Source organism: Paenibacillus sp. EKM212P, assembly GCF_011066115.1.
In the GTDB taxonomy this organism is placed as follows: Bacteria; Bacillota; Bacilli; order Paenibacillales; family Paenibacillaceae; genus Paenibacillus; species Paenibacillus polymyxa_B.
Genome location: NZ_JAAMNR010000002.1, coordinates 697,988 through 711,420 on the forward strand (window position 1 = coordinate 697,988; position 13,433 = coordinate 711,420).

The 13,433-nt window shown below is 47.9% G+C and carries 1 protein-coding gene; it reads right to left on the reverse strand.

The window, feature by feature from the left end; translation table 11 throughout:
• Positions 1–2 precede the first annotated feature (2 nt).
• A complete protein-coding gene (locus G9G54_RS09310) occupies positions 3–13,403 on the reverse strand; it encodes an SDR family NAD(P)-dependent oxidoreductase (RefSeq protein WP_165177469.1) in 13,401 nt (4,466 codons plus the stop codon).
• Positions 13,404–13,433: the final 30 nt, after the last annotated feature.

The following is a 13,433-nucleotide window of genomic DNA, read 5'->3' on the forward strand; positions in this document are numbered from 1 at the left end:
TCTCATTTACGTATACATATATTGAGGATTTCACTGGCAGCCTCATCAACAGACAGGGTATCGTTCATCATTTCATCCAAGAGTCTGCCGCACAATATATCATCAAAGTCTACATCGCTCTCACCTTGCGAAAATAATGCATAGGCTTTTACTTGATCCTTGCTTTCAGAAGTCCAGTAATGCTCTTTAGCAAAAGGGTAGGTAGGCAGGCTGATACGGTGAGGCATCTTCCCTGTGTAAAGTTTTTTCCAATCCAAATTTATCCCTTTGGCCCACAGCTCCAAAAGCTTGGTATATTTCTTTTTGGAAATCCAAAGATCGATCATTTGTTGCAAGTCTTCGTCCCCCGAAAAAATAGACAACGATTCTCTGTTGCGTTTAGCCTGTCCCCTATATAGGTTGAGCATGTTATGACGTCCATCCACAAAACTCTTTAATTTTTCCTCAAGCTCTGCGGTAGATTCCACAAGTACGGCTAAACGCTCCTCCATCGCCTCGCGCCCCACCTGAAGCGTGTAAGCAATATCCGATAGGCTTGCGGAGGATAGCTGGCCCTGAAGAGCATTCAGCAGCTGCCGTCCCTTTTCCTTAAGCTGCTCCTCGCTCTTGGCTGACAATACGATCATAGCAGGTCCCTGAGAGTCAGATTCTGTTCCAGACTGTTCTTGATACTCGGGATTATACTCTTCAATCACGATATGGGCGTTTGCCCCGCCTGCACCAAAAGAAGATATTCCAGCCCGTCTTGGATATTCTTTTGTGATTCCATCGCTTGTAATTACCGGTCTCTTCCATTCCTCCAGGCTTTGCTGAACGATAAAAGGAGTATTGTTGAAATTAATTTCAGGGTTCGACTTCCTTGAATGTAAGGATGGTACTAGCTGGCTGTGCTTAAGCTGCAACAATATTTTAGTCACCCCTGCAATGCCTGCTGCACTCTCACAATGGCCTATATTCGATTTGACCGCCCCTATGGCGCAGAACTGCTTATCCTTTGTGAATTTTTCGAAAGCCCTTGTCAATCCTGCAATTTCAATAGGATCTCCCAGAGCTGTACCGGTTCCGTGGGCTTCAATATAACTAACTGTCCTTGCATCGACATCCGCACGCTGGAGCGCTTCTTCAATCAACCAGGATTGAGCTTGAGGGCTAGGTACTGTATAACCGCTGGTTTTACCTGAAGCATTAAGCATGCTCCCTTTGATAACTCCATAAATATGGTCGCCATCTGCAATGGCCTTCTCCAGCGGCTTCAACACAATCGCGCCGACACCCTCTCCGTCGACAAATCCATCTGCCTGGTCTCCGAATGACTTACATTCACCCGTTTTAGAAAGCATCGTCATAGCCGACAGCTTGATATAGTGGATAGGATCTACAATTAAGTTGACTCCCCCGGCAATGGCACACTCGCTTGTACCGCTATACAGACTTTCCAAAGCCAAATGGATCGCCGTCAATGAGGAAGAGCAAGCGGTATCTAAGGACATACTCGGACCTTGGAAATCCAAATGATAGGAAACCCGGTTCGAGATGGAATTATATTGAGGTCCCAAACCGTAATTTCCGTTCATAACACCTGCAAATACACCGACTCTTCTACTCTCACAAAGATTGGCAGGGGTATACCCAGCATCCTCTATGCTTGCATATGCTGCTTCCAGGAACAGTCTTTCCTGCGGGTCCATTGTTTCGGCTTCTGCGGGAGAAATTTTGAAAAATAGCGGATCGAATAAATCAATGCCTTCGATAAAACCACCCGATTTCGTATAGATTGTGCCCCTTTTCCCTTTTTCTTGGTCAAAGTAGGTCTTCCAATCCCAACGGTCTTTCGGAATTTCAGTTATGCAATTTTTACCTTCTCTTAGATTGTTCCAATATTCCTCTATATTACGAGCTCCCGGATAGCGTCCTGACATCCCAACAATCGCAACATCCCTGATATTGGAGGATCGTGTCGTTGGCTTTTCCATTGTGCTGTCAGAAGGCTTAAGGAAACGCCCTCCCCGGTCAAACCTCATCGGGACAGTAGCGAGTAATTGCGAAGCAGGGCCCTCTTCAACTCTGGAAGTCTCTTCGGTCAACTCCTGTTCCTTCATTCCTACCAGCTTCTTCAACGAGTCCTTTTGCGTTTGAAGAAGGTATGCTACTAGATCATCTATGGTGTTGTACTCAAAAAACAGCGTGCTGGCAAAATCTTCGATGACTTCACGCAAAACATTTGTGATTTGCACTACCAATATCGAGTCAATTCCATACTCTTCCAGGGCTACCGTTGAGTCGATACTTCCCGGGTCCATTTTTAGCGTCTCACCAAGCAAATGTTTAAAGTACGCCGTACTTTTTTCACGCAGCACATGTTCTACCTCTGCTTGTGCTACCTCTATTTTGGGTTGAGTTCGTTGTTTCACTGATACCGTCTCTACGGTTCTTTTCTCTATCAATATTGATCTTCGTTTGTGCTGTCGCTTTTGCCGAACCAAGCCATCGCTTTGGGCTGCAACAATCTGCTGGCCCCAATCATGCGCCTCTTGCGCCGGGAAGAACGCTGCATGGAAACCTTCTTTGTCCAATACAGTTTCCCATATTTGAGGGTGGAGCCCTGGGCATCCAGGAATACGCCATTCCGGATCCTCATACGCCCACCAACCATCTAGCAATCCGAAGGTAAGGTGGGTAAACACGCTACTACCTGTGATTTCATTGAGCAGGAGCAAGCCGTTGCTTTTCAAAACCGCTTTAGCATTACGTAACGCCTGACGGATGTCTTTTGCGGTATGAAGCACATTAGCGGCAATGACAATATCATATTTACCCGTCTCAATACCTTGCCCGGCAATAGGTTCTTCAACATTAAAAATCTGATAGCTGAGATACGGATTATGCGGCCCATACTCTTTTTCCGCGTGCATCAAAAAGGCTTTGGAAATATCGGTATAGCAATATTCCTGAATGTGTTTGCGATATGGGCGTAATTTCAGGAATAGCGTAGCACTGGTCCCTCCGGTGCCCGCGCCGATTTCCAGAATTCTGATTTCCGCAGCGGCGTCGGCCATAATCATCTCCTGGATATAAGCGGCAGTAGTATCGGCAAGTACCTCATTAAAGTAGTCCACAACCAGATTATTCTTATAAATTCCTTCCACTAGTTCCATTGAGGAATTGGGGAAGATGATTTCGGTCGCAGACGATTTTCCGGTAAGCACTTCCGGTAAAGCTCGTAGCGTTGTCTCAACCAAATTGACCCTTGCTCTCATCTGCGGATATTGCAGCCAAGTACGCTTGCGCTCTTCCCATTCCTGCCAGACATCATCTCGATCCGTCAAGCTGGAGTTTCTACCTGATAGGTCGTTATCCATCTGTGCCAAAATCTCCATGCTCTCTTTTAGCCATTTGCCATATAGCTCAGGAAGTCCGAGTTTATTTTTGAACTCGTCGACGGACTGACGATCTGTCCCTGATAACCCCATGGACAAGAGCTGCTCCCGTAACAACCTGCTTAGGAGATGTTCCATCTCCCTTTCCTGGAGGTCGCCCATATCGTCTGCAGCATAGTTTTCGATAAAATGGCTTCTTGATTGTATTGCTGTAGCAATATTTTCCTGAATATCCCTGAGATTCGGATCCGAATTAGGCGGGTAGAGATCAATCTCTTCCGTCGGATTAGTCCCTTCCATCTCCAGGTGTCTTGTTGTTTTCATAAGCCCCATTTGGTCTATCGGTGAGGCAAGAAGCGTCTCAAGCGCCTCCATCCCCTCCTGCGGGTCAATGAGCCCAACACCTATTTGCGCCAGTCTGGAGTAGTTTTCTACCTCCTGCCCTCCATTTTGGGAGGCATTGTTTTCGCCGCTCCCCCAGTATCCCCAGTTCATGACCTTCACCGGACAACGCCATTCCTGCGAAAGACGATGCGCAAACGCGTCTTTAAAGGTACTTCCGGCAGCATAGCTACTTTGTCCCGGATTCTTTACATAGGTAATCATGGAAGAGAAGAACAATACGAAATCCAACGGCTCATTTTGGAAGACCTGAGCCATGCGTACACTGACATCAACCTTTGCTGAAAGCCCTGACCGGAACTCTTCCTCCGTCAAATCTTCCAAGCCCTTCTCCAAAAATGAAATGGCTGAGTGGACCACACCGTTTATGTTGGAGTACCGCTGTTTTATTTCCTCATATGCCCGCTGCAGCTCCCTTTCGTCTGCTACATCCGCCGTGATATAGCTTGGAACAGGTCCCAGGCCTTCAAATCCGTCCAGTTTGGCCTGGATAGAAGCATCCTTTTGCCTTCTGCCTAGCCACACCATCTGGGCCTGGTAGGTACAGGCCATATACTTGCTCCAAGCCTCTCCGATAGTGCCGGCGCCCCCGATGACCACATAGACGCCTCTGGCTTTGTATAGCGTCTGTCCTTTTAAACCTGAAGTCTGTTTGAATGGAATCAATTGCTGCCGATACCACTGCCCATTTCTGAAAACCCACATCCGTCCTTGCCGGTCTGAAGGCAGCGTAAATATATCGGATAGCGGCCAGTCATCATCGGATTGCAGGTCAAGGATACGGATTTTCCAGTTCGGATATTCTTTGGCCATGGTGCCTACCAGCCCATGAAGACTTGCGTGAGTCGGGTTGACTGTATCGTTCTGATCCATCGGCTGAGCTTGATTGGTTATCGTTGTCCAGCCTAGCTTTTTCGTCCCGTATCCCAATAGAAGCATCGCTTTGACCATTCTAAAGAAGAGAAGGACTCCCTGCTCCTGTTCCTTGATCAAGGATTCGGCAGTCACCGATTCGACGGAAGCGCAGGGTGCAATCCACAGAATATGGTCAACGGCTCCATATTCTTCTACCTTTGAGGCAACTGTTTCAATGGAATCGTGCGCTTGAAGCTCCAAGAAATGCGCCCTAGGATAATACTCCCGGATGGCCTGTCGGTCTTTGTCAGTACCACCTGCAATGACCAATCGGTCTGTCTGTGACGGGGAAACGACATCTTTTTTTACAGCAGCCGGGTCCCATTTCGGGATGAGCATTACGGATCCTACAAGCGGGTCGACGGCACTTTCTCCTTCTGCTGCGCCTTGTGCATTTTCAATGACGACTTCTCCGTCCAGCGCCCGGGTGGATAATCCTGTTATTCTGACGCAAATAGTTCCTTCCTCATCACACAAGTCAATATTAAGCTTCTGTACCTTGTCTTCTTTCTTGCTGCCCTCGCTGTATTGAATCAACGACCACATGGTCGGGGTGCATGCCCCATAAATCTCAATCTCTTGGAGAGCAAACGGCATATGAGGCGTAGCTGGTACAGCGCTACCCGGTAGCCCTTCTTTCTCTTGGCCCATGATTAGCCCGATGGATGCATGCAAGGCCGAATCCAGCAAGCTGGGGTGAAGGACCAAGCTGTCCATCATATTAGAAATGAAGGAAGGCAATGCCAGCTTGGCTAGCACCCTGCCCGGATGTGTATATACCTTCTCCACACATCTGTATGCCGGGCCATAATCCATTCCCATTTCCTCGAAGATTTCGTAGCATTGCGATCCGTTAAACCTGTGTTGACCAAAATCTTCCTGTAACGCCTTAAGGTTTAGTCTCGGTTTTTGCTCTACGCAAACCTGCACCGCATCACCTTGGCTATGCACGGTATGCCCTCTTTCGCTTCCTACTTGCCCGCTATACACTTCAAAGCTGATTTTTCCGGTGTCTTCCAGGGATAGCCTGGTGTGTACAGGAACTGGCTGGTTGTCCACCACAATGGGCCGAATCCAGTTTACATTTTTCAAACGGATTCCTGTTGTGCTGTTGTCCATATCTCCTGTGGAACGTTCTACAGCCGCTCGTACCATCTCAAGATAGGCTACGCCAGGCAGAACCTTTTGGCCTTTCACAACATGATCCTTGAGGAAAAATTCCTCGCCTGTAAACGTTGAACTGAACCGCTGCTCCAGAAAGTCTGAAGTGTTCTGATGCAGTAAAGGTGTCAAAAAGGAAGATTGGGACGAAGCGGCTTCTGTTATTGCGGCGCTCTTTCCCTCATGTACGGGTATCCAATAGCTTTCTCTGGCAAAAGGATAGGTTGGCAGACTCATCCTGCGAGGCTTCACATCCTCATAAAGCTTGTTCCAATCCAAAATCAGTCCCGTAACCCAAAGTTCAGCGAGCTTTCCATACTTCCCTTTGTCCACCCATGCATCAATCATTTTAGCCATATCTTCATCGACTTCCTGAGTGACAAGCCCTCCTCTATTACGCTTTACCTGTCCTCTATACAGTTCTTCTACGCCTTCCTTTTTTTGCAGGAAGCCTTCCAATTTCCGATCAAGCTCTTGGATGGATTTTGCAATGATCGCCAGACGTTCGTCCATCGCTTCCCGCCCAATTTGCAGCGTATAGGCGATATCTGAGAGACTTGTATGCGGGTCATTCAGTTCTCTGATTGCAGACAGCAATCTTTGCACCTGCTCGTCCAGCCTTTCCTTATTTTTGGCCGACAACACGACCATGACAGGATTCAGGGATGTAGGATCAGCTTGCTGCTGACTAGCTTCTTCTGGAATATATTCTTCGATGACCACATGAGCGTTAGAGCCCCCAGCACCAAAGGCTGATACTCCTGCTGCCCTTGGGTATTCTCTGGTTTCACCGTTGATAGCAACTACTGGTCTTTTCCACTCTTCTAACCCCTGCTGAACTTTAAAGGGACTATCGCTGAAGTCGATATTGGGATTTAAGGTACTTGCATGTAACGAAGGCACGATTTGTTTATATTTCAACTGCAAAAGCACCTTTGTCACCGCGGCGATACCAGCAGCACTCTCACAATGCCCGATATTAGACTTCGCCGACCCGATTGAACAGAACTGCTTATCCCTGGTATATTTCCGGAAGGCCTTCTGTAAGCCTGCAATTTCAATCGGGTCTCCCAGTGGAGTTCCTGTTCCATGGGCTTCTATATAACTGATGGTTCTGGGGTTGATTCCTGCCTCCTTAATTGCCTGACCAATCACACGGGCCTGTGCGTTGGGGTTAGGTACGGTATAGCCGTTGGTTTTTCCCCCGTGGTTCACTGCAGTTCCTTTGATAACTCCATATATGCGGTCTCCGTCTGCTATGGCTTTGGCTAATGGCTTGAGCAGCAAAGCCCCGACTCCTTCTCCCGGTACATATCCGTCTCCCTGTCCGAAGCTTTCACATCTCCCATTGCTTGATGCAAAACTTCCCTGTCCCAACAATAGGTATTTGTTAGGATGGATGGAGACGTTAACCCCTCCTGCTACTGCCAGTTCGCATTCTCCATGCTGTAGTCCATGACAGGCCATATGAATTGATGTCAGTGACGAGGAGCACATAGTATCTACAGCGATACTTGGCCCTTGAAAATTACAAAAATACGATACCCGGTTGGCAACCGCCGAGGCATTCCCGAGAAGTCCAATCATCCTTCCCTTGGCTTGTTCCTGGGCTCCATAGAGTTGATACTCATGGTACATCACTCCGACGTAAACCCCGACATTGCCTTCTATGCCGCCAAGCTCCCGCTCTGCACAAAGGGTTTCTCTCGTATAACCTGCATCCTCTATCGTTTCATAAACGCATTCCAGGAATAAGCGCTCCTGCGGGTCCATCGTTTCCGCTTCCCTTGGCGAAATATTGAAAAACAACGGGTCAAACCAGTCCACTCCATCGATGAACCCTCCCCACTTGCTGTAGGTTTTCCCAGGCTTGCCTCTGTTTTCATTAAAGTACAGACTGTGATCCCAGCGCCCCTTGGGAATCTCTGTAATGCAATCCTTTCCATCCCTTAGGTTTTCCCAGAACTCTCGGATACCTAGTGCTCCCGGATATCTTCCTGACACGCCGATAATTGCAATGTCTAGTGCCTTCTTCTCCTGATGTGGCTGTATACCTGTCGGGAGAAGCCATGGGCGCCTACGATTAGCCGATATCGAAGTCAAAGGCTCTATGGTTGCTTTTATAGGTGCTTTCGGGCCTGCATCAGGAGCCGTATTCTTCTCTGTCGCTTCTACAGCATCAATCAGCCGACCGCGATACGTTCCAAGGAAATAACCCGTCAATGACCGGAGATTTTGGTATTCAAAAAATAATGTTTTCGGTAGTGAGCCGAAAGTCTTTTCCAATTCATTGGTAAGCTGCATAACCAGTATGGAGTCAATCCCATACCTGTCCATTGGTGCATGTACATCTATACTTTCAGCGGGCAGCTTGATCACGGTTGAAAGTACCGTTTTCAAATAACCCTCTGCTTTTTCCCTTAGCCATTCTTCTCCGATAAGCGATGCTCCCTCGCTTTCCATTACAGATCGGCCTGAGACATCAGTTTCTGAGAGCTGGCCTAAAATTGCCGCTTTAATCCTTTGGGGATATCCTTCGATCACCATAACCTGACTTCTGCCGGAAGACAGACTTTGATACAAAGCTTTGATTCCACTCTCCGTTTGCATGGCAATCATGCCTAGGCCCTGCATCGCCCTTTCCGTTTCCAGGTCGACATGCATGCCTCCATCCTTCCACAGAGGCCAGTTTATCGACAGCGTTTGCCCCTGGCGCTGCTTTGCTGTCACCAAAGCATTTCGATAGGAGGCATAGGCATCCATAAAGCCATTAGCAGCGGAGTAGTCAACCTGTCCTACATTGCCAAGGCTTCCTGCGCCCGAAGAAAATAAGATAAAGAAATCCAGGGGCAAGTCTCTGCTGGCCTGGTCCAGATTCATCACCCCTGAGACCTTCGGAGTCAGCACTTCTCTAACCTCTTCTTTAGTCTTCTTGATGATGAAGTTGTCCCGAATCACTCCGGCTGTGTGCAAAATACCGTTAAGGCCGCCAAATTGCTCGACGATGCCATGAATTAGCCCGGTAACCGATTCGTTGTGGCCCACATCCGCCTGTTGGTACTCTATATGACCACCCAGCGCTCTCAGTTCGTTTAACAGAGCCTTTTGGTCCGCAGAAAGTGATGACCGACCCACCAATACGACGGTGGAGTTTTTCACATTGCGCACAATGTCTCTGGCAAAAATAAGCCCCAGACCGCCTAAGCCACCAGTAATGAGATAGATCCCACCATCTCTCCACGGCAGGTCTGCATCTTCACGTAAGGCTTCAATTTCTTGCCATATTAAAACCTGTCGTTTGTCCCCTTGGTACCGTATCCGTTCGTTATACCGGCCACTCCGGTTCCCTTGTAGTTTCTCAATGATTCTTTCGACATCATCCTCCACATCAAGCTCAAGCAACTGACCCATGACATTCGGATTTTCTTTTTGAGCGGTTTTCAGCATTGCAAAAAGCCCGGAATAAACCTGTTGGTCCTTCCGAGCGTGGGTTGCCAGCTGTATCAAAACTTTCTGTTTGGGTATGTCTAGCAGGATACTTTGCAATTCTTCAAATATCTGAATGGTATAATCTTCAAACCGACCGTCCATATCCGCGCTGGAAGACTGTAAAACAAGGCAGCGAGTACCATCCATGTGGGCTTCAATATCCTCCCCGGCGATACCATCCACTTCACACAGGATCACAACATACCGGATATCTTCGTTTGCGTTCACCCCTGCGGTGACAGGCATCTCCTGCCAGACAGGTTCAAGCATCAGTGTACCCATATCCTCAGTGATGCTGGCTTGTCCCACATCTCCTTCCAACGCTCTGGATAAAAGTCCTTTGAACTGCACGCAAATCTTTCCGGTCTCATCGCACAGATCAATATCCACCTTACTTAATCCATTCGACGTCTCTACACTCCCATGTTGCGAGATCCGGGCCCACATCACTGGAGTGCATTTTTCGGATATCTTCAGTTCCTCCAATGCAAAGGGTAACGCAGGCTTGCCTACAGGCAAATTTTCTTCCGAACCCATTACCAAGCCGATTGTGGCCTGCAAAGTTGAATCCATCAAAGACGGATGCAGAACAAATTCAGTTTGAGTATGGAGTACAGAGGATGGTAAGGACAGCTTGGCCAGCACGTAATCCTTTCCTCGGAAGATTGCCTCAATACCACGGTGTGCCGGTCCATAGTCTATCCCCATGGCTCTGAAAGCTTCATAGCATTGGCTTGAAGAAAGTGGTGTACGGGTACATTCTGCCCGTAAGACATTCAGGTCCAGATACTGTAGCTCGCCCGCCCTCTCCAACACAGCGACTCCCTGACTGTGTATAATGCCCTCAGCATCGGCTCCTTCCATCCCGCTGCATATTTCAAACGCAATCTCTCCATTGTCCTGGGGATATAGACTGATGAGTACCCTCACCGGTCCGTCTGCTACAACCACAGGCCGGGCCCATACGATATTTTTTAGCCGAATATGGGTCTCGCCTTCTACTACAGCCCCCACTGCCTCTTCTACAGCTGCTCGCACCATTTCGAGGTAAGCCACCCCGGGTAATGTTTGTTGACCCTTGATTCTGTGGTCTGACAGGAAAAACTCCCGGCCCGTAAAAGTAGAGCTATAACGTTGTCCGGAGAGGTCGGAAATATTCTGATGCAACAAAGGATGAATTTGGGCAGTCATAGCTGGATTTACACTGCCTTGTCCAGTGTCTGTTTCGGATAACCAATAGCGTGCCCTTTCAAAAGGATAGGTCGGCAGACTGATTCGTCTGGGCTTGGTATCTCCATAAATTGCGTCCCATTCAATGCTTGCGCCATTGGCCCACAATTTGGCTACCTTATCAAGTCTTTTTTTCTCAGTCCAGGCCCGAACCAGGGTTCCGGTGTCTTCGTCCGAATCCAAGAGTTCGATTCCGCTACCTGCATAGTTCACACGGCCGATCAGCACTTTTTCCGACGAGCTTCCGTTAATAAAAAGTTCAAGTTCATCTATCAGATTTTCTCTGGAATCCGTCAAAAACGCGAGACGCCAGTCCATAGCCTCTCTTCCCACTTGCAAGGTATAGGTCAGGTCCGTCAGATTAACGCTTTCGTGCAACTTAACAAAATTCATCATATCTGCTGCATAGGTTTTCAAGGATTGTTCACTTTTAGCGGACAGCACAAATAGTCCCGGGTTGGCTTTACCCACTGGGGGTAGATTCACCGCAGAGACTACAGGAACATATTCTTCAATAACCATATGAGCGTTAGTGCCGCTAAATCCGAAGGAACTTACGCCCGCACGCCGGGGTACTCCCGGTTCGGGCTCCCAGCTTTGTAGACCGGTGTTAATGTAGAACGGGCTATTCTCCAGAGAAATATGCTCATTTAAGGATTCGAAATGGATGGTAGGCGGCAATTGGCGATGCTTCATGGCCAGCAGCACTTTCATCACACTGGCCACCCCGGCCGCAGTCATCATATGACCCATATTGCTTTTCAGTGACCCCAATGCGCAATAGCCCTTCTTGCTTGTATAGGATCGGAATGATTCCGTAAGTCCCTCCACCTCGATAGGATCACCCAGCTTTGTTCCTGTCCCGTGGGTCTCGACCATGGAGATGGTTTCGGGATGAATGTTAAACCGTCGATATACGTCTTTTTCCAGCGAGATTTGTGAATTTACACTTGGGGCAGTTATTCCGTTGGTTTTTCCATCCTGATTCATTCCCCATCCCCGAATAACTCCATATATGGAGTCCTTGTCTCTGACTGCATCAGAGAGCCGCTTTAATAAAATGACCCCAACTCCTTCTCCGGGGACAAACCCGTTTGCACGGGCATCAAAGGTAAAGCACCGTCCATCCTTGGACAGCATTCCTGCCTTGCTAGTCATAACATGCATTCCCGGACCAGCCATAATCATGACTCCGCCTGCCAAAGCAAGGTCACTTGTTTCTAAAAGGAGACTGTTGCAGGCTTCAGCAATGGCCACCAGAGAGGAAGAGCACGCGGTATCAATAGCCAAAGAAGGACCTTTCAAATTTAGCAGATACGAAATCCGAGCGGATAGAATTGAAGGAGACCCTCCCATGAGAACCTGCGCATTTAACCCCTGCCCACTCATGGACCTCCCATAATCACTGGCTGCACAACCTACAAAAACACCGCATCGGCTCTCCGACAGTGAGGCTGGATTTAATCCGGCATCTTCAATGCATTTCCAGCTGCTTTCAAGAAACAGGCGCTGTTGAGGGTCCATCATCTCTGCTTCTGCAGGGGATATATTAAAGAACAACGGGTCAAATTTATCTACATCCTCTAAAACACCCATCCATTTGCTATAGGTTTTTCCCTGAGCCTTGGGATCGGTATCGTAATATTCATCGATTGACCATCGCGTTGAAGGGATTTCCGATATACAATCCCTTCCCTGAGCTAGATTGTCCCAAAATTCAGCCAAAGTCCTGGATTCGGGGAATTGCCCTGCCATACCAATAATCGCGATAGACTCCTTATGTTCCTGACCGCGCGGCATATCTGGCATAGCTTTTTTAGAATCAATATGCTTGACCGTTTTGTGGGAATCATTGCTATTCGGCAGCTGTCCATAGGCGAATTGAATCCGTTCTTTAACTTCTTGCTGATTCACAAACGTTTTATCCTGCATTTTTATTTCTTTTTCAATAGTAGCCGCCAGCTTTTCTCTTATCGATTGAGCCATATGGTTTTTCAGCTCAATTAATGACTCCCTGGGAGACTCGGACAATTTTCTTGCCAGCTGCATGGCGTACGGCACCACTTCATTCCTCGATACAACTGGAAAAGGAACCCCTTTGGTTTCCAGTTCCGAACCGCTATATCTAGTACCTGTAAATAAAATTTCCTGTGCCATACTAACCCCGAATTTCTCAGGGAAAATCAGGGTTGAACCCGCTCCGGGGGTAAAGCCGTACTTCATAAAGTTAGTAGTATAGATGCTTTCCCGACTCATCACGATAAAATCGCAAAACATCCCCATGCACCAGCCAGCACCAATCCCATGTCCCTGCATAGCAGCGATGACGGGCAGCTTGCAATCCAAAGCAATCTTGTAAACATTGGTATCGCTATATTTCGCCTTTCCCTCATGGATAGCCAGCAATCCCTCTTGGGTGCCTCCTGTGGCAAAGTAGGTGTCATATCCCGTCAGAATCACAACTTTATAATTCTCGTTAGCCTGCACTGTCTCAAACGCCTGATTCAGGCCAATAATCAGTTCATCGGAAAATGTATTTTTGTGCGCCGTGTCCTTCATTTTTAACAAGACAATCCCGTACTCAAATTCCTGCAATTCAACCACAGACTGTACCTTTATTTGGGGGGCGCTTATCTCCTGCCCATCCTCCGGCGTGTGGAAGCTGTCCAATGGTTGCAACGTGAAAGCCAGTCCTTCTGGTAATTCCTGTGGACTGGCTTCCAATGATTCATCCGGGAGCTCGCCAATAAATTGAAGCAATTGTTTTTCAGCATCTTCATAATTTATTTCCCCTGCTTGCACCGCACGAAAAATATCTTTTGAATCCATAAACATGTCCTCCTAGCTGTATGAAATAGG

Bases quoted from the DNA above. Each gene is read 5' to 3' on its own strand.
- G9G54_RS09310 (WP_165177469.1), bottom strand. From the start codon at position 13,403: ATGGATTCAAAAGATATTTTTCGTGCGGTGCAAGCAGGGGAAATAAAT.